Origin of the sequence: Methylomonas sp. LL1 (assembly GCF_015711015.1) — a bacterium.
Taxonomy (GTDB): domain Bacteria; phylum Pseudomonadota; class Gammaproteobacteria; order Methylococcales; family Methylomonadaceae; genus Methylomonas.
The window spans coordinates 3,875,076-3,891,721 of sequence record NZ_CP064653.1; the positions used below are offsets into that span (position 1 = coordinate 3,875,076).

Sequence of the window (16,646 nt, forward strand, 5' to 3'; positions counted from 1 at the left end):
ATCATGAAAAGCATTGCAATAATATATGACTCTTTTCCGCACTACAGATCCGGTATCATTAATGCGCTGAATAAATCAAAATATTTTAATTATTATTTTTATGGATCATCAATCTCGCGCGACGCTAGCATAAATACATTCAACTTTGAGCGCAATTTTAAGTTTAAAGACATTAAAAACATTCAGATTGGTCCCTTTGTTTTCCAAGTAAATTTATTTCACCAGCTATTAAAATCAAATCATTGCCATTTCATAATACTTGGCAATCCTTATTTCTTGTCTTCATGGCTTATTGCTATCGCCATAAAAATAAAAGGCAGTAAAATATATTTTTGGTCTCATGGCTGGTTATCTGAATACGAAAGTATCTATAAAAGATTTTTTCGCAACATTTTCTTTCGACTTGCTGATGGCATATTTCTTTATGGGGAACGCGCAAAAAGAATCGGCATCAACCAAGGCTTTAAGGAAGATACTTTATATGTAATCAATAACTCACTTGACTATGATTTACAAAAAGACATTTTTACTCATGTAAAAAAATTAGATAGAGTTTCGCTTTGCAATGAACTTGGTCTATCCACCTCAAAGAGAATAGTTATTTGTAGCGCTAGACTGACACCTAAATGCCGATTTGACCTTCTTCTTAATGCAACCAACTTGATTCAAAATTCAACTAATATTGCACTTCAGGTTGTTTTAATTGGTGATGGTGTTGAAAAGCAAAATCTATCAGACTTAGCAGATTCACTACAGCTAGATGTTGTCTTCTGGGGCTCCTGCTATGATGAAACTACACTTTGTAAACTATACGCTGTATCGGATTTAGCGGTTTCCCCTGGCAAAGTTGGGTTGACTGCAATGCATAGTATGGCATATGGTACCCCTGTTATTAGTCATAACAATTTAGACAACCAAATGCCGGAGGTTGAAGCAATAATCTCCGATGTAACTGGATATCTATTTAAAGAAAATTGTTCAAAAGATTTAGCTGAAGTAATACAACATTGGTTTAATACTCACCCCCATAAACCCGTTGAAGCCTGCGTTCAACAGATTGAAAAGTTTTATACCCCTGAATTTCAGCGAACTGTCATTGAATCAGTCTTAATGAGATATTCATAAGTTATGAAAAATATAAGAATATTTTTTAGATTTATTAAATGTTTTTGCCAACGAATTTATTATCGTTTGAGTTCCGTTGATCAAACAGCCTATATTGCGTTTGGTTCTGATATTTCCAGGGATCTGATTGCTGAAGCATTTTCCTATATAGGTCATGGGGCAATCATAGGGCCAAAAGTTTCTATAGGCACCTATAGCATGCTAGGTCCACGAGTCATGTGTTTAGGTGATGATCACCGCTTTGATTTGGTGGGTGTGCCTACTATATTTTCTGGTCGCCCTAATTTAAGGTCAACGCTTATTGGCCGGGACGTATGGATTGGCGCTGGCGTCGTTATTCTTGCTGGCGTGGAAATTGGCGATGGTGCAATCGTTGCTGCTGGCTCGGTGGTTTCGAAAAACATTCCACCCTGTGAAATTCATGCTGGTGTACCCAATAAAAAAGTTAGAGACCGATTTGAAAATATTGAAGACAAAAATCGTCACTTAGAAATGCTTTTACAACCTCCTCAAATGGGTGATTTTGCTGGGGCTAAAGAAACACAACAATACTAAAATGAACCTCGATATTGTCGGCAATAGAAAGACTAAAAAATACTCTAGGAAAGAACTCTTATACCGTTTGGTTTGGGTTATCGGTAAGTTTTTTTTCCGGAACTCACCCCGAATATTCTTTGGCTTTCGCAGAAGCTTGCTACGTGTATTCGGGGCTTCTGTCGGAAAAGCTGTGAACATTTATCCTTCCGCCATCATCTATATGCCTTGGAACCTGGCAATAGGTGATTATGCAGCAATCGGCGAAGACGCTCTTATCTACAATCTCGGTAAAGTCACAATTGGCAACTATGCGACCATATCCCATCGCGCTCACCTTTGCGCGGGCACTCATGATTATTCCGATCAGACCCTACCCTTGCTAAAACCGCCTATTACGATCAAAGATAATGCCTGGGTATGTGCACAAGCTTTTATCGGTCCTGGCGTGACAGTGCATGAAGGCGCTGTGATAGGTGCAGCGGCTGTAGTGACTAAAGATGTTGATCCTTGGACCGTGGTTGCCGGTAATCCAGCCCGAATGATTAAACAACGTATTTTAAAAACGGATAGTTAAATGAATATGGATATAACCGCTGTCATCTTAACCTTTAACGAAAGTATTCATCTGCGACGTTGCATCGAAAGCTTACAAGGTTTTGCCAGCAAAATTGTGGTTGTAGATAGTTATTCTACTGACGATACTCAACATATTGCCGAATCATTGGGTGCGATGTTTTTTCAAAACCCTTGGGTCAATCATGCCCATCAATTCCAATGGGCATTGGATAACGCAGACATTAGTACCGACTGGATATTGCGTCTTGATGCCGACGAATATATCGAGGAGGAACTAAAAAATGAAATTCTTGCTTCATTGCCTTTGGCCGATTCGAACACCTGTGGTTTTTACCTGCGGCGTAAATATGTGTTTTTGGGGCAATGGATACGCCATGGTGCGATGTATCCGATCGATGTGTTGCGCTTGTTCAGACGGGGCACGGGATACGTCGAACAGCGTTGGATGGATGAGCATATTGTTTTGGCGCGTGGTTTTGCGATTTTTTTGAAGGGCAATATTGTTGATGATAACTTGAATAGCGTTGGCTGGTGGGTTGATAAACATAATAGGTATGCTACTTTGGAAATGGTTGAGTTGTTGAACTTAAAATATGGATTTGTAGTTCTAGATAACTCTATGGAGCTGCACGGCGCAGGACAAGCGAAGTTGAAGCGCTGGTTAAAAACGGCGGTTTATGCCAAATTGCCTTACTTTGTGCGGCCACTTTTGTATTTCTTGTACCGGTATTTCTTTAAATTGGGTTTTCTGGATGGATCAAAAGGTTTTGCCTTTCATTTCATGCAGGGTTGTTGGTACCGATGCCTGGTGGATTTGAAAATGCTGGAAGCGGAGCGTTGGATTGGCGATGAGCGCGATCCGGTGGCGATTAAAGCGATTCTCAAAGCCAAAACCGGGTTGAGGTTGTGATTTAACCAAATGAAATTTGCATCCACAACGAATGAGAGATGCGTGCCCAGCCGTGATCTTGTAATGTTAAAAAAATCTTATTTATGAAGCTATACAAACTGGAAGCTTTGCGTGGCTTTGCCGCCATCTATGTAGTGCTTCATCACAGTATGCCTCATCATCTGATTCTTGGCGGGATTGATATTGGCGCTCTATTTAGATTTGGACAAGAGTCTGTCATTTTATTTTTTTTGTTGTCAGGTTTTGTAATTAACTACGCCTATCGTTCAGGCTCCGATAAAACATTTCGCACCTATTTTTTTAAAAGACTGGCTAGGATTTATATACCATTAATCTTAATCATGGTGCTTGGATATTCAATTTCGTGTTTTCGTTCAGGCCAACTCGTCGATCCTGAACTCAAAGTTCTTATTCTCAACCTATTGATGTTTCAAGACATCGAAACCCTTAAGCCGAATACTATTATAAACCCTTATATGAATAACAGTCCTTTGTGGTCGTTGTCATACGAGTGGTGGTTCTATATGTTATTTTTTCCAATCAAAAACCTGTTGCATACAGAAAAATCACAAAACATATTTGTATTTTCCCTGGCAATTTTTGCATCAATTTTGTATACGGAACTACCCAATTTTATTACCAGACTATTAATGTATTTATCTATCTGGTGGACAGGGGTTCAGTTAGCCAACACCTATCTGAATGGCTCCGCAATAAATTTTAGTGCAATCCGCCTGCCTATTATATCGTTATCGATTATCTGCATGATTCTAGCCATTCAGATTTATTTGTTTTTAGCATCAGGAAAATCTGTAAGTATCGGGGTGCATCCATTCCTTGAACTCAGGCATGTTCTATTTGCAAGCACAGTAGTTGTTTTAGCAATTTGTTGGCACAAACTTCATTGGAAGTATTTTGATGCTCTATTTAAACCATTTGGTATTTTTGCTCCAGTTTCTTATGTCATTTATATAAGTCATTATTATTTTGTTACCGATGCCAATTACTTGAGTTTTTTCAATAACATTTATGTTGAGAAACTTGTTTATTTCAGTCTTTTATTATTGTTTTCATATGCGCTTGAACTTAGAATATACCCGCCACTTCAAAGAGCATTCCTGAGTAGAGCGCTTTACAAAAATCAATAATAGTGCGGTCGGGTTGTATGCCATGAAACCCCGTATCAATGCGTTAAGAATCGTGACTTCTTCGCTTCGACTCCGCTCAGCGAGCGGGCTGTCGTTAACGAACGGTCTGTAGTGAGCAAAGCCAACGGTTTATCCTGACGGCGTTGGCTGTAGATGGCTTTCAGTCGAGATCAACATGACATCAAGTACTCCAACTATGAATCCGATTGAAATTATTCAAGAAATTTATCGCGGCGCGGCTCAGTCCGTCGCGTATTTGAACAGCCTAGCCGAGGATTTGCAGTGCTGGTATCGGACCTATCCCGAGAATAACTATCTCCAGCCTTGCGTCATTGAGGGCAAGGCCTCCCTGATTTGCCAAAAGCAATTAAGCCGCTTGGCTCCCGAGGCTTACCAGGCATTAAATTCAATTTGCCAACGCTATGGAGTCTATCTAAAAGAAGATGCCAGGGATCAAATGAGTCATTTCGGCTTTGCCGACAATCGCCGCAAAATGGCGGTGGTGTTGACGTTTTGTCTAACCATGGCGTCGGGTGCCCAAGCCGCTACCGTTGGTAGTAGTGCGCTTTCAGCCGTCTCTGGGGGGGGGCTCAAACTCAATCGGTTTCCTTGGCGATTAAAAACCAAACTTTATCCGCTGTGACCCGTAAGATCGCCGGTCAAACCGGTATTCAGTTTAAATTTAATGTGGCGGTCGAGGATGATCTGATCAATCAAAAGTTGGTTGCGCAAGACTGGAACGGAGCGCTAACCCAGTTGTTGCAGGGGTACAATTTCACCACGATTCAAGAACACAATGCGATCAAGACCGTGCTTATCACCGGCTATAAAGGTGGCGTGAAACCGGTCGCAGATACTGGCCAAAGACACCCTGTCGATTCGGACAGGGTTGATCCGGGCGAGCTATTCGATAACAGAATTGTGGTGGATATCGATATCCCAATCGATCAACTGGCTGAACTGCCGGAAGGCGGGGAGATGATGGTTGATTTGCCGGTGGGTGCGTTCAATGTCAAGCAGGCCAGTATGTTGACCTCGGAAGATGGTTCGTTGAGTTGGGAGGGTACGCAGGAAGGCGACCAAACTGTTTATCAGTTGTATCTCGCTAAAACTCGGGATGGTGAAGTCGTTGGTAATGTGTATGGGCCGGATGGCTTATATAGCATCGAAACCGTCAACGGCCAGTTAGTCATGGTTGAGGTTGATCGAAGGCTTGACCAAATCAGCATGCGGTAGAGCCTATAACTTCCCGCACTCCAGGCACATGGTTCCCACGTTTTACGTGGGAATGCAGACTGAACCGCTCCGCGGTTCGCGACGCTGGAGCGTCCCCGAGCTGGTTCCCACGCAGAGCATGGGAACCATAAAAAGTCAGCGGCAGTTATGTGAGCGACGATATTCGCGACCGAGAGATCGTGCATTCTTTCGCGTCGAATGCATGCTTTCCGCATCTTTCCGTAATTCCATTAGTTGGTGATGCCGGCATTATCGTCAGAAATCATCCAAGCGGGGGATGTCGCGATGACCATGTAAGACACGCCAGACGTCGATATGATTTTCATGCTCAACATAGAACACCAAGTGAGGATAGTGTGTTAGTGGCCAAAACCGGAGACCGGGGAGGTTGAGTTCATGAGCGTAACGAGATGAACCTGTCGTAGGGTTGCGACTAATATGCATGTAGGCATCTTCCAGAGCATCAATGAAGCCTATTGCCGCTTGTCCGGCATTTTCAGTCAGGTAGTAATCGATAACGTTTTCAACATCCCGGTTGGCCAGTTCACGCGGGATGACAGGTTTGGAACTCACTTATCAGTTCGTTGCCGAATCCGGTCGCGCAGTGCAGCAAAATAACCCGCATCGACAGCTGTGGCTGGAGAGGATGCTGTGCCATCAAGCAGCAGGCCACGTAATTGCTGCCGATCTGCGTCCTTGCGGATCAGTTCGCGTACGTACTCACTGCTGGTACCGTAGCCTCTTTGAATGACTTGTTCATCCACGAAGGATTTAAGCGAATCAGGTAGGGAAATGTTCATTGTGCTCATGAGCCAAATTTTGGACTCTTTGGCAAAATTTGGCAAGAATCAACGTGATAAACCCCTTTTTATAGGGTGCAATAGGTACTATCCATATTGCACCGGGAGTGTTGCAAGGCTATCGGCCACAACTACGGTATTTGTTGCTGGATGAAGGGCGTTATAATGATGTCGAATTGGGCGAAAGCCAAAATTTGGTTTCGGCGTTGTTTCAACTGGAAAACAGTCGTTCAACCGAAGACATTCAAGCGGTACTGGAACGGCTGATCGACTGGCTGAAAGAACCGTCGCAAACCAGTTTGAGGCGGGCTTTTACGGTGTGGATGCGTAGGGTACTTTTGCCGGCCAAAAAAGCGCCCAAGGTAGAATTGCCTCCTTTAACCGATCTTCACGAGGTACATACAATGCTAGCGGAACGCGTCAAACAGTGGGCGGAAGAGTGGAAAGAACAGGGGCTTAGGGAAGGACGTCAGGAGGGACGTAAAGAAGGACGGCAGGAAGGTCTTCAGCAGGGAGAAGCCGAAACTTTGCTGAAGTTGTTCAAACTGAAGTTCGGCGAGGTGCCGGACTGGGCGGTACAAAAAATCCTTGAGGCCGATAAAGCACAATTGGATAGCTGGGTTGAGCTGATTCTGACAGCGGACTCGGTGGAAAGCTTGTTGGGTTAAGAATGTTTAGATAGAACTAAACACCTGTCGCTTCGTGATCTTTACGGGTACATGTGACAAACAGTCGCAGAAAGCAGTTGGTTTGGCCTGCGTATAATTTCGGCTCGTTTATTTGGACACGATAATTTTGGGTATTCCGCTGGTGCGGAATTTGTATGGACTTAACTTAGTTTTTATCAATGGACTCACTAAAAGACACTGCTTCAATCTCGCGCAATCCAATGGTTTTGATTTTATCGCTTTGGGGTTTAGCCCTTTTACTATTGGGAGTCGTATTTAACGAAAGCCTGATGGAAATGGGCGGCATCTGGATGGGCAGCGAAGAATATAGTCACGGCTTTTTTATTCCGGCAATCAGCGTGTACTTGATTTGGGTGCGGCGGCATGAACTCAACTTCATCGAGGATTTTAAATCGTCCGTTTTAGGCTTGGTAATTCTGCTGCTGGGCTTGTTGCTGTTTTTACTAGGCGGCTTGGCAACCATTCGCACCATCCAGCACTATGCCTTCATCGTGGCGGTGACGGGCATTTTTGCCGCCGCTTTTGGCCGGACAGGATTGAAGATAGCTTGGGTGCCGTTGTTATTCCTGATTTTCATGGTGCCTTTCCCTCAATTTATTTTGAATAACTTGTCTTCCAAGCTGCAGTTGATTTCGTCCTGGCTGGGGGTTGAGTTTATCCGAGCCTGCGACATCATGGTCTATCTGGAAGGCAATGTAATCGATTTGGGCGGTTATAAATTACAGGTGGTGGAAGCTTGTAGCGGGTTGCGCTACCTATTCCCGCTGGCTAGTTTGTCTTTTTTGTGTGCTTACTTGTTCAAAGGGCCGTTCTGGCAAAAAGTGTTGATCTTTTTGTCTTCGATTCCGTTGACTATATTTATGAACAGTTTCCGCATCGGTGTAATCGGCCTGTTAGTGAATAGCTGGGGCACCGAGATGGCGGAAGGCTTTTTGCATGATTTCGAAGGCTGGGCGGTGTTCTTGTTGTGTATGGTGCTGCTGTTTATCGAGATGTGGTTGTTTTCCCGCTTGAGCGGCAAGAAAACCGCGTTTTCGGAATTGGTGCAGTTGCCGGAGGAATGGTTTAGTGCTGCCGGACAATCTCAAATGGGCTTTCATTTGAATAAGTCGGTGTTTGCGGTGATTGGCTTGGTCGTGGTGCTAGGGCTTTCGGGACAATTTTTGCGTGGCGGCGAGGATATTATTCCTCAACGCAAAGCCTTCTTAAATTTCCCGTTGCAATTGGGCAACTGGAATGGCCGCCAGGATTATATCGACAAGAAATATTTGGATACGTTGAAGTTGACCGATTACATCGTGGTGAATTATCTGGCGCCCGGCGGCCAAAGTTCGGTGAATTTTTACACAGCTTACTATGAGTCTCAACGCAAGGGGGCATCCGTCCATTCGCCGCGCAGTTGTATTCCCGGCGATGGTTGGCAGATCACCAGTTTTGGCCAGCGCGATTTCCCTGAGCTGAAGATCCAAGGCACGCCGTTGCGGGTGAATCGGGCGGTGATCGAAAAAGGCGATTACAAGCAATTGGTATATTACTGGTTCCAACAACGCGGCCGTTCGATTACCAACGAATATCTGGTGAAATGGTATTTGTTTTACGACGCGATCACCATGCAAAGAACAGATGGATCTTTGATACGGTTGGTTACATCGCTGGATAAGGGCCAGGATATTGAGGTGGCCGATCAACGGTTGCAGTCGTTTATGAAGGATATGGTAACGGTGTTGCCGGACTATTTGCCGGGCAAGGATATTGTGCCGGTTGCGAATTAGGAAGCAACTAAAAATAGCTTCTAGGAATGTTATGCGGCAAAAATAAGTTCCCGATATTCGCATGTCCTGTAGGGGCGAATTTATTCGCCCTGGGCGATTAAAATCGCCCCTACAATGAAATTCAGGGAAATTATTTTCAACCAAATCCCAAGCTGCGAAACGCGTGTTGTTTAGGGCAGGGATTGCCGGAACCAGTGATCAAGGCTGGTATGATATTTTCATATTCCTGTGTACTAGATACCGGTAATCCCCGCCGGCATGAATGATATTGGGGTAGACGGAGGGTTCATTTATTCAGTATTGCCATGATCTGAAATCGCCTATTACTGGAAAATATATGAGCAGCGGCTGTGGTTAGCTCGTCGAGGCTTTGACCTTTCAGTTATTATGGATTATAAAAAAACCGAATAAAGTATCTGCTTTAACTGGATTATAAAAATGGAATTATTTTTAAGTTTTACCCTGTCAACTTTGATCAGCGTGTTGCTGATGCCGGTCTTAATCAGATCGGCTAAATATTTAGGTATGCTGGATGAACCCGATGAGCGCAAGGTGCATCAGCATGCGATCCCTCGTTGTGGAGGGTTGGGTATATCGATTGCCACTTTAGTTACTATTTCGGTTCTGGCGCCATTTGACGAGCCATTTAATAGTTTGCTGATCGGCGGCTCCATTATTGTGTTTTTCGGTTTATTGGATGACATATTTAATCTGAATTATAAATGGAAGTTTTTTGGCCAGTTTATTGCCGTTATATTCGTTTTATATAAAGGCATTTATTTAAGGTGCTTGCCTTTTGCCGGGCTGGATGACGCCTCTTTGTGGATAGCTTATCCGTTGAGCTTTATTTTCGTGGTGGGCGTCACTAACGCGGTTAATTTGTCGGACGGACTGGATGGGTTAGCGGCCGGTATTATGTTAATGACCCTGGCCGCCATTGCTTTTTTTGCCGAACATGTGGGCGGGAAGGATTTGGCGCTGATTGCGCTGGCATTGATCGGCGGCATATTGGGTTTTCTACGCTTTAACAGCCATCCGGCAATCGTGTTTATGGGGGACACGGGCAGCCAGTTTATCGGTTTCATGGCTGCGTTTTTGTGTATTTACCTGGTCGAGAATGTCTATATCACCCTCAATCCGGCGCTACCTCTGCTGCTGTTGGGGCTACCGGTCCTGGATACTTTGATGGTGATGAGTCAACGCATTTATCACGGTAAATCTCCATTCTCGCCGGACAAACGGCATATTCATCATCGCTTATTGGCCCATGGATTTAGCCACGCCGAGGCCGTATCCTGTATTTATGCGCTGCAGTCGATTTTTTTATTGGCCGCGTTTCTGTTGCGCTATCAAAGCGATTTGGCGGTAGTTGGTATCTATGGGCTGATTTGCGCCGCTATCTTGTCGCTTTTTTACTGGGCCCAACAAACCGGTTGGCGGCTACGGGCGGAACTTAATCCGCGCGATCGGCGCAGAGGCGTGTTAAGGCGTATCGGCGGATTGTATTGGGGGTGCCGCTTATATATCGAATTCGCGCTGTTGCTATATTTATGGGTAATGATTTTTGCGATGTTCGAGTCGTTCACATTATTTTCCAAGCCTGAACCCTTTTTTTTAATGAGCTTGTTCTTGTCGGCTTTACTGGTTTTGTTGTTTAAAAGTCCTTTTTTAAATTCGCTGATTAAGTTGTGTGTGTATATCACGGCTACTTTTTCCGGTTTTATTTTAACTCCTGAAAATTTGAATTTTAACTATATTGAAATTGGAGTTAATGGTTATTTGATTGCGTTAATGCTGGTGATTTTTGTCGGGATTAGAGTGACGAGAAGGAATGTCTTTTCTTTCTCTACTCAGGATCTTTTGATTTCATTGTTTGCAGTGGCAGCGGTATTGCTATCCGATACTCCGTTTCCGGTGAATTTTTTATTTAAATTGCTGTGTTTGGCTTATGCGGTTGAATATTTATTTAATTTTCCTCTTAGGGCGTACAGGTTACTCAAACTGTCCGCGTTGGTTTCCGGCATCATGGTTTTTGCGGTTCTGCTGAATGGTTACGACCTCAAATCGGATTCTTTCAAACTCAGTGGAAATTTGCCTTATTCTGCTTTTTTTGCCGATTTGCTTTAATTTAGCCTGCCGGATTTATTTGCGCGTGATCCCAAGGTCCGGCGTATAAACGATAAAAGTACTCCGCCAACCAGCTTTTACATGGCTAGGACTTACCGGATAGACATGGGCTAAAATCTTGTCTGCATTAACTCTTTAACCCTACGGAAGCTTTTATATGAGCGATTCATTTATCTCCACCAAACCCATTCCCGTCCGCGAGCGCTTGATCATGGCATTGGATCTGCCCACTATTACCGAAGCCCAGGCTTTAGTCGAGGAGCTGGGAGATGCGGTGATTTTTTACAAGGTCGGCATGGAGTTGTTCATGTCCGGAGATTATTTCGGTTTTATCGAATGGCTGAAGGCGCGCAATAAAAAAGTATTTGTCGATCTGAAATTTTTCGATATTCCGGCCACCGTGGGCCGCGCGATCAAGGCGTTGAGCAATAAAGGCGTGGATCTTGCCACCATTCACGGCAATGACTCCATCATGGAAGCCGCCGCTCAGGCCAAGGGGGATTTGAAAGTGCTGGCGGTTACCGCATTAACCAGTCTGGATCGCGGTGATTTGGACGACCTGGGATTTCAATGCGATGTCAAACAGTTGGTATTGTCTCGGGCCAAACGGGCACTGCAAATCGGCTGCGACGGTATCGTGTCGTCAGGCCTGGAAGTATCGATGATACGCGAGGAGTTGGGACAGAAACTATTGGTCATCACGCCCGGCATTCGTCCCGTGGACAATCGCGAGGATGACGATCAAAAACGCGCGGTCAGCGTGGAGCAGGCGATTCAAAACGGAGCGGACTATATCGTGGTGGGCCGGCCGATTCGTGACGCCGCTGATCGCAAAGCCATGGCTGAAAAAATCCAGGCGCAAATTGCGGCGCAGTTTATTTAAGAATTGGTATCCGGGCATTTTCCGGTGCCGATTGCTCAATCGTCACCGAGGCGGCTGGCTTGATTGTTATGGATTTAACAGGGTGATGTTGCCCATTATCGTCGTATCTGTTAATCAAGCCGGACGTTCCAAATCTGGATTCTATGTATACTTGATCAGCCAAATCCGACCGGGCAGACACCCATTCACTGAGATATGAAGGCAGTTTGATTATTTGAATTGAGTTGTCCGCAGGCGGCTAATACGTCATCACCTTTAGCGCCCCTGATTAAAGTTGGAATTTTGAAAGCATCCAAAACTTCTTTAAACTTTTCAACTTTATCCAAATCAGGTGATATGTATCGTGAACCTGGGAATGGGTTAAAAGGGATTAAGTTGATATAAGCACTTTTGCCAGCCAGCATCATTCCCAATTGTTTGGCGTCCTCTGAAGAATCATTAAAATTCGCTATCAGAATGTATTCATAAGTCACGAATTGCTTCTTTTGCAAAGGGATGTTGTCAATATAAGTCAACACCTCGTCTAGCGGATATTTTTTATTAATGGGGATCAGTTCATTTCGCTTTTCTTCAAAGGGCGAATGCAGCGATAACGCAAGGTTTACCCCAGGAATTTCCTGGCTCCATCTTTTCAGCCCAGGAATATAGCCAGCCGTTGAAATAGTAATTTTCTGAACGCCAATTGAAGTGCCGTGTTGCGATAAAAAAATTTCACAGGCTTTTTTAACGGCATCAAAATTATGCAAAGGTTCGCCTTGCCCCATAAAAACAATATTTAAAATCCGCTCTTCTCCAGGTCTGTTGCTTGCCAGCCAACGCCAAGCCTTTAGGAACTGTCCAACGATCTCGCTGGTTGCCAAATTTCTTTTTAGCCCTTGTTCCCCGGTAAAGCAGAAAGAACAATTCATGGCGCAGCCCACCTGCGATGAAAGGCAAATCGAATATTTGTTATTAAACGGAATAAGCACCGTTTCAACTTTATGGCTATCTTTAAGCTTAAACAGAAATTTTACTGCTCGATCTTTTTTTGACTCATAAACCGTATCGATTTCAGGCAGAGAAAAGTCATAATTTTGTTCAAAGAAAGCCAATGAGTGTTTGGAAATTTTGCCATGGCACGGAATGGTTTCTTTTTTCTTGTAATACCAGTTAAAAAGCGTTGTTGCTACTGAGTTATTCAAATTATTTTCACTGACAATCAACTCCAAGTCAGCGTAACTTTGATCATAAAAAGACTGTTTCAAGAAAATTTCCCTGGCGTTATCAATATTTTGCCGATGCCGATTAAATTCAAAACTAGAGGCATAATGCTGAACACTACCCAATCTCATGTGAATTTAGCTGTGTTGATGTCGAGTAACATAATCTAGCAAATACCTCCAACTCAGGGCAAACTACTCAGCAGGCGAAGCATGATGCTGCTCGTGTTCAGGTAATGCGGCACTGCCATGCTCCTTAATTTGCGCGTCGAACCAGTTATGTAGAGCATTGAGCAGATGAGGATATTCGGTTGAGAAATGGATTTGTCCGCCATTGGGCAATGCTTGGTAGTCGTAGCGGATGTCATCGGCTTTTGCCGACTTCATCTGAGCTAGGCCGGGCATATCCGAACCGTGAAAGCGTTCAGTTGATGAAAAGTCGCCTTTTTTATATTCTGCGGCAGTTTGTCGTAAGTATTGTTGGATGAGTTTTATTTGCTGTGTGTTGTCGGCAGATTTGGCAACGATATGCATGACGCCGCCATGCACGGTTTTGGAAAACGATTCGAGTGCCTGTTGGGCATCGTAGGGAACCCGCGACGAACTGGCAGGCGTATTTTCAGCCGGTTTTGTAGCGACGGTTTCCTTCGCCTCAGCGAACCCCATCAAAAGAGAAAGCGCAATTAATAGCAACGTTTTCATGTTCTACCCCCTGTTTTGGTAAAAAGACATAGCTTATGTCGAGACTCATCGGACAGGCAAGTGCGAATAACCCCTGTGATGACAATTACCCTCGATTTCGACATACTGGCTCCAAACTTAGTGAACTCCAACCATATAACCCCGATTAAAGCACGATCATGACCAGAACCAGCTACCAACAGCCATCTCCACAAACGCAAGAAGAGGCGTTAAAAATCGCCAAATGCATTCAACGCCCCGCTCAGACCAAAGAGCAAACCAAGCTGATTGCCCAAGGTATCCAGCAAGGTATAGATCTTTATAAAAGACAGCAAAAAGAAAAAGCCAGAGAGCTGAACAAGCAACGCAAGAAACAGGCCAGACAGAACGTCACGCAGACCGAGCAGGATGACTCGGAAATTCCTGAAATCATTGTTTATCAACAACACTGGTTACCGTGGACATTACTGATGCTAACTTGGCTAGGTATCGGTATCTATTTTGGCACTGGGCATTCGCTCTAGTCTGATCCGCTGTAGAATTTTCATCAAACCGCACGAAATGAATACACTTGCCAAACTTCACGCCGACATCGACCAACGAGTAGATTGTATTCGCGCTGAATACCCTGATTGGCTTTGCCGCAGTGGCTGCGAAGGCTGTTGCCATCGGCTGGCCGAAATTCCGCAGTTAACGGCAGCGGAATGGGACTTGTTGCGAGAAGGACTGTCGCAATTACCCGAAGCATCGCAACATAGCATTCGCCAAAACGTCATAGCACTGACTGAGCAGCAATCACGCCCTATCGTCTGCCCGATGCTGAATCAAGAATCCGGGACTTGCCGCGTGTATCTGTACCGGCCCACTGCTTGCCGCACTTACGGATTTTATGTGCAACGCGATAAAGGGCTTTACTGCAACGACATTGAAGCCCAAGTAGCCAGTAGTGCGCTGGATAACGTGGTATGGGGCAACCAGGATGCGATTGATCAACGATTGAAAAGCACGGGAGAAACGCGCGAACTTACTGCGTGGTTTTCTGGTTGGAAGATCAGCGTGGGGAATGATAGTCTCTACCCAAATTGCCTCGATACACCTGTTTCCCGATAGGGCCGAGCATCTATGTCCGATTGCTGCTGCGCCGATACATCCTCATCTAGTAAAACCAAACAGGCTTGCCCTGAATGCGGCTCCACCTGCAAAAGTGCCGGCATGCCGACGCTATACCATCAAGTCCGGTTTCCAGAAAATCAGGGGCTCACCACTGGCAGCTATTATTTTTGCCCGGCAAAAACATGCTCGCTTGCTTACTTTTCCAACGCGGGCAACACCGTTTCCAAGCAGCATTTACGCAGCTATCAAGCGATTCAGGACGATACGCTTTGTTACTGCTTTGATATAGCCGTCGAGCAGTATGTATCGGCATTAGAAGGTCGCCGGGCAGAATCGATCAAAGCTTTCGTCATCCAACGCACCCAAGCAGGCGAATGCGCCTGCGAAGTCAGGAACCCGTCAGGCCAGTGCTGTTTAGCAAATTTCAAGCGTTTGGAAAACGAATGAAATGCAGTTGCCGGTTTATTGCTCGGAGCCGGCCATTTCGATATTCGATTTTGACTCAGCCACTGACCTGAATTGGCCGATAGGAAGCACCTGCTCAACTTATTCTGCTAACAACGCTTCGATTGCCGTCTTTGCATTACACTGGGTTATGACTTCGGCAAGCTGCGCGTCATTCAGTTTATGTTTGATAGCTTCGGTTCCATCGAAGGAAAATTCTTGGTAGTCCTTTTTAGCAAAGGTAGCAATCTGACATTTTTTAAAGGGTGAGTTCTCAAAGGGCATTTTGGCATTCGGCGTTAAGGGCTCCATGCCTTCCGAGCTAGGCGCATAAATTAAAAAATCACCATTCATCGCCAGGACCGCACGGTATTGGTTGGCCGTAGCGAAATATAAATAACCGACTTCAATCTCGGTTTCTTTTAGCCAGAGATTTTTGTTTTTCTTGTTCTTTTTCATTATACATTCGGATTCAAGCAGATGGTTGTTGCCTTGCTGTCAAGCTCACGACATTGCTGATCGATCATCCCTGACAGAGGCAGGCTGTCAATTCAGTGCAAACACGTTACAGCAGACTGGACGCAACAAAATATATCGCCGCAATTTCCAACATGATTGGCAGTATAAAAAAGTAAGGGCATCGCTCTTTGATCGTCAGCAGGGATTCTCTAACCCGGCTTTGCTTTGGTGTGATTGAACGAGGCGTGCTAGATGTTAGGTAAAGATTTTCCGATTGCGATGAACTAACGCTACTGATGAAGTAGCTACCATCATCGAAGATGGAATCAAACAAATCGTCCAATTTATTTTGGTTTTCAAATAAGCTGTTTAAAACATTGCTATCTATGGTGGCAGCAGACATGACACAGACCTCCGATTTGTTCAAGTGGGGAAAGATTAACGAATTAGCGAAAACTATTCCGTGAAGGTTGTCATAAAGCGCAGCAATGCAACAATACACAGTCAACCGCAATCTGCCGAAAAACCGGGCTATTGCGGCAACTGTACGAAACCATGCTCATCCAAGGGAAAGAAGGGGTTGTAACAGACTTCCCATAGGAAACCGTCGGGATCGGCAAAGTAACCCCTGAAACCACCCCATGGCGCTTTTTCTGCTACTCGAATCAATTTGCCGCCAGCTGCCACGGCTTCCAATAATGTGACATCGACTTCGCTTTCGGAAGCTACGTTGTGGGCCAAGGCAAATCCGGGGAACCCCGAGCCCTCTGGCGACACATCCGCATCATCAGCTAACGATTCACGACCAAACAGGGCAAAGGCGATGCTGCCGACTTGAAAGAAGGCAACTTCCGTCTGACTGCCCGAAGATTCAGTCCAACCTAACGCCTTGTAGAAACGGCGACTTCTTTCGAGATCGGTTACCCCTAAGGTGATGTGTCAACACT

Annotated in this window: 21 protein-coding genes; 14 read left to right on the forward strand and 7 right to left on the reverse strand. The window is 44.9% G+C overall.

The genetic code is table 11. The features are described 5' to 3' along the window. The first annotated feature begins 3 nt into the window (after positions 1-3). The 7 genes from IVG45_RS18125 (at position 4) to IVG45_RS18155 (ending at position 5,532) form a co-directional block, all read left to right on the forward strand. Positions 4-1,125 carry a glycosyltransferase gene (locus IVG45_RS18125; RefSeq protein ID WP_196435185.1) on the forward strand — a complete coding sequence of 374 codons (1,122 nt, stop codon included), beginning with the start codon at positions 4-6 and terminating at the stop codon, positions 1,123-1,125. Positions 1,126-1,128: 3 nt separating this feature from the next. Further along, the gene (locus tag IVG45_RS22905) at positions 1,129-1,680 is read left to right on the forward strand and encodes a DapH/DapD/GlmU-related protein (RefSeq protein WP_196435186.1); all 552 of its coding nucleotides are present in this window, start codon (positions 1,129-1,131) and stop codon (positions 1,678-1,680) included. A gap of 1 nt (position 1,681) precedes the next feature. Further along, entirely contained in the window at positions 1,682-2,236 is a 555-nt protein-coding gene (locus tag IVG45_RS18135; protein WP_196435187.1) for a colanic acid biosynthesis acetyltransferase WcaF, read from the forward strand. Next, positions 2,237-3,148: a glycosyltransferase family 2 protein gene (locus tag IVG45_RS18140; protein ID WP_230874641.1), complete on the forward strand. Its 912-nt coding sequence runs from the start codon at positions 2,237-2,239 to the stop codon at positions 3,146-3,148. A gap of 83 nt (positions 3,149-3,231) precedes the next feature. Further along, positions 3,232-4,296 (forward strand): acyltransferase family protein, encoded by a 1,065-nt coding sequence (locus tag IVG45_RS18145; protein WP_196435188.1) that lies wholly within the window; start codon positions 3,232-3,234, stop codon positions 4,294-4,296. 175 nt (positions 4,297-4,471) lie between these two features. Next, the gene (locus tag IVG45_RS18150; RefSeq protein ID WP_196435189.1) at positions 4,472-4,939 is read left to right on the forward strand and encodes a hypothetical protein; all 468 of its coding nucleotides are present in this window, start codon (positions 4,472-4,474) and stop codon (positions 4,937-4,939) included. Next, complete coding sequence (locus IVG45_RS18155; protein ID WP_196435190.1) at positions 4,936-5,532, forward strand: hypothetical protein; 597 nt, start codon at positions 4,936-4,938, stop codon at positions 5,530-5,532. Before IVG45_RS18150 ends, IVG45_RS18155 begins: the two co-directional genes overlap by 4 nt. Positions 5,533-5,787: 255 nt before the next feature. Here IVG45_RS18155 and IVG45_RS18160 read toward each other — a convergent pair whose 3' ends face one another. Together IVG45_RS18160 and IVG45_RS18165 are read right to left on the reverse strand one after the other, a co-directional pair. After that, positions 5,788-6,105 carry a type II toxin-antitoxin system RelE/ParE family toxin gene (locus tag IVG45_RS18160; protein ID WP_196435191.1) on the reverse strand — a complete coding sequence of 106 codons (318 nt, stop codon included), beginning with the start codon at positions 6,103-6,105 and terminating at the stop codon, positions 5,788-5,790. Further along, positions 6,102-6,341 carry a ribbon-helix-helix domain-containing protein gene (locus IVG45_RS18165; protein ID WP_196435192.1) on the reverse strand — a complete coding sequence of 80 codons (240 nt, stop codon included), beginning with the start codon at positions 6,339-6,341 and terminating at the stop codon, positions 6,102-6,104. The genes IVG45_RS18160 and IVG45_RS18165 overlap by 4 nt, the downstream gene beginning before the upstream one ends. Positions 6,342-6,439: 98 nt before the next feature. Here IVG45_RS18165 and IVG45_RS18170 point away from each other — a divergent pair, with 98 nt between their 5' ends. The 4 genes from IVG45_RS18170 (at position 6,440) to pyrF (ending at position 11,803) form a co-directional block, all read left to right on the forward strand. Then, the gene (locus IVG45_RS18170; RefSeq protein ID WP_196435193.1) at positions 6,440-7,000 is read left to right on the forward strand and encodes a hypothetical protein; all 561 of its coding nucleotides are present in this window, start codon (positions 6,440-6,442) and stop codon (positions 6,998-7,000) included. 290 nt (positions 7,001-7,290) lie between these two features. After that, positions 7,291-8,793, forward strand: coding sequence for a VPLPA-CTERM-specific exosortase XrtD (gene xrtD, locus IVG45_RS18175; RefSeq protein WP_230874642.1), 1,503 nt, complete (start codon positions 7,291-7,293; stop codon positions 8,791-8,793). Between the two features lie 438 nt (positions 8,794-9,231). Next, positions 9,232-10,920: a glycosyltransferase family 4 protein gene (locus IVG45_RS18180; RefSeq protein WP_196435195.1), complete on the forward strand. Its 1,689-nt coding sequence runs from the start codon at positions 9,232-9,234 to the stop codon at positions 10,918-10,920. 157 nt (positions 10,921-11,077) lie between these two features. Next, positions 11,078-11,803: an orotidine-5'-phosphate decarboxylase gene (gene pyrF, locus IVG45_RS18185; RefSeq protein WP_196435196.1), complete on the forward strand. Its 726-nt coding sequence runs from the start codon at positions 11,078-11,080 to the stop codon at positions 11,801-11,803. A 185-nt stretch (positions 11,804-11,988) separates the two neighbouring features. Here pyrF and rlmN read toward each other — a convergent pair whose 3' ends face one another. Both rlmN and IVG45_RS18195 read right to left on the reverse strand, forming a co-directional pair. Continuing rightward, a complete protein-coding gene (gene rlmN / locus IVG45_RS18190) occupies positions 11,989-13,134 on the reverse strand; it encodes a 23S rRNA (adenine(2503)-C(2))-methyltransferase RlmN (RefSeq protein ID WP_230874643.1) in 1,146 nt (381 codons plus the stop codon). A gap of 63 nt (positions 13,135-13,197) precedes the next feature. Continuing rightward, positions 13,198-13,704, reverse strand: a complete 507-nt coding sequence (locus IVG45_RS18195) for an aspartate carbamoyltransferase (protein ID WP_196435197.1) — start codon at positions 13,702-13,704, stop codon at positions 13,198-13,200. A 158-nt stretch (positions 13,705-13,862) separates the two neighbouring features. Here IVG45_RS18195 and IVG45_RS18200 point away from each other — a divergent pair, with 158 nt between their 5' ends. From IVG45_RS18200 to IVG45_RS18210, 3 genes are read left to right on the forward strand one after another with little or no spacing between them, the layout of a single operon-like run. Next, positions 13,863-14,207 carry a DUF2956 domain-containing protein gene (locus IVG45_RS18200; RefSeq protein WP_196435198.1) on the forward strand — a complete coding sequence of 115 codons (345 nt, stop codon included), beginning with the start codon at positions 13,863-13,865 and terminating at the stop codon, positions 14,205-14,207. 37 nt (positions 14,208-14,244) lie between these two features. Next, positions 14,245-14,793, forward strand: a complete 549-nt coding sequence (locus tag IVG45_RS18205) for a YkgJ family cysteine cluster protein (protein WP_196435199.1) — start codon at positions 14,245-14,247, stop codon at positions 14,791-14,793. Positions 14,794-14,805: 12 nt separating this feature from the next. Next, positions 14,806-15,243: a putative iron-sulfur cluster-binding metallochaperone gene (locus IVG45_RS18210; RefSeq protein WP_196435200.1), complete on the forward strand. Its 438-nt coding sequence runs from the start codon at positions 14,806-14,808 to the stop codon at positions 15,241-15,243. Between the two features lie 99 nt (positions 15,244-15,342). Here IVG45_RS18210 and IVG45_RS18215 read toward each other — a convergent pair whose 3' ends face one another. The 3 genes from IVG45_RS18215 to IVG45_RS18225 all read right to left on the reverse strand — a co-directional run bounded on the left by IVG45_RS18215 (position 15,343) and on the right by IVG45_RS18225 (position 16,635). Further along, positions 15,343-15,699: a hypothetical protein gene (locus IVG45_RS18215; RefSeq protein ID WP_196435201.1), complete on the reverse strand. Its 357-nt coding sequence runs from the start codon at positions 15,697-15,699 to the stop codon at positions 15,343-15,345. A 106-nt stretch (positions 15,700-15,805) separates the two neighbouring features. Then, positions 15,806-16,102 carry a hypothetical protein gene (locus IVG45_RS18220; protein WP_196435202.1) on the reverse strand — a complete coding sequence of 99 codons (297 nt, stop codon included), beginning with the start codon at positions 16,100-16,102 and terminating at the stop codon, positions 15,806-15,808. Positions 16,103-16,230: 128 nt separating this feature from the next. Beyond that, complete coding sequence (locus tag IVG45_RS18225) at positions 16,231-16,635, reverse strand: VOC family protein (RefSeq protein ID WP_196438078.1); 405 nt, start codon at positions 16,633-16,635, stop codon at positions 16,231-16,233. Positions 16,636-16,646 lie beyond the last annotated feature (11 nt).

What these genes read in the sequence shown, in the direction of transcription:
- IVG45_RS18125 (WP_196435185.1), top strand. Translation starts at nt 4, where the DNA reads ATGAAAAGCATTGCAATAATATATGACTCTTTTCCGCACTACAGATCC.
- IVG45_RS22905 (WP_196435186.1), top strand. Translation starts at nt 1,129, where the DNA reads ATGAAAAATATAAGAATATTTTTTAGATTTATTAAATGTTTTTGCCAA.
- IVG45_RS18135 (WP_196435187.1), top strand. Translation starts at nt 1,682, where the DNA reads ATGAACCTCGATATTGTCGGCAATAGAAAGACTAAAAAATACTCTAGG.
- IVG45_RS18140 (WP_230874641.1), top strand. Translation starts at nt 2,237, where the DNA reads ATGAATATGGATATAACCGCTGTCATCTTAACCTTTAACGAAAGTATT.
- IVG45_RS18145 (WP_196435188.1), top strand. Translation starts at nt 3,232, where the DNA reads ATGAAGCTATACAAACTGGAAGCTTTGCGTGGCTTTGCCGCCATCTAT.
- IVG45_RS18150 (WP_196435189.1), top strand. Translation starts at nt 4,472, where the DNA reads ATGACATCAAGTACTCCAACTATGAATCCGATTGAAATTATTCAAGAA.
- IVG45_RS18165 (WP_196435192.1), bottom strand. Translation starts at nt 6,341, where the DNA reads ATGAGCACAATGAACATTTCCCTACCTGATTCGCTTAAATCCTTCGTG.
- xrtD (WP_230874642.1), top strand. Translation starts at nt 7,291, where the DNA reads ATGGAAATGGGCGGCATCTGGATGGGCAGCGAAGAATATAGTCACGGC.
- IVG45_RS18180 (WP_196435195.1), top strand. Translation starts at nt 9,232, where the DNA reads ATGGAATTATTTTTAAGTTTTACCCTGTCAACTTTGATCAGCGTGTTG.
- pyrF (WP_196435196.1), top strand. Translation starts at nt 11,078, where the DNA reads ATGAGCGATTCATTTATCTCCACCAAACCCATTCCCGTCCGCGAGCGC.
- rlmN (WP_230874643.1), bottom strand. Translation starts at nt 13,134, where the DNA reads ATGAGATTGGGTAGTGTTCAGCATTATGCCTCTAGTTTTGAATTTAAT.
- IVG45_RS18195 (WP_196435197.1), bottom strand. Translation starts at nt 13,704, where the DNA reads ATGAAAACGTTGCTATTAATTGCGCTTTCTCTTTTGATGGGGTTCGCT.
- IVG45_RS18200 (WP_196435198.1), top strand. Translation starts at nt 13,863, where the DNA reads ATGACCAGAACCAGCTACCAACAGCCATCTCCACAAACGCAAGAAGAG.
- IVG45_RS18205 (WP_196435199.1), top strand. Translation starts at nt 14,245, where the DNA reads ATGAATACACTTGCCAAACTTCACGCCGACATCGACCAACGAGTAGAT.
- IVG45_RS18210 (WP_196435200.1), top strand. Translation starts at nt 14,806, where the DNA reads ATGTCCGATTGCTGCTGCGCCGATACATCCTCATCTAGTAAAACCAAA.
- IVG45_RS18215 (WP_196435201.1), bottom strand. Translation starts at nt 15,699, where the DNA reads ATGAAAAAGAACAAGAAAAACAAAAATCTCTGGCTAAAAGAAACCGAG.
- IVG45_RS18220 (WP_196435202.1), bottom strand. Translation starts at nt 16,102, where the DNA reads ATGTCTGCTGCCACCATAGATAGCAATGTTTTAAACAGCTTATTTGAA.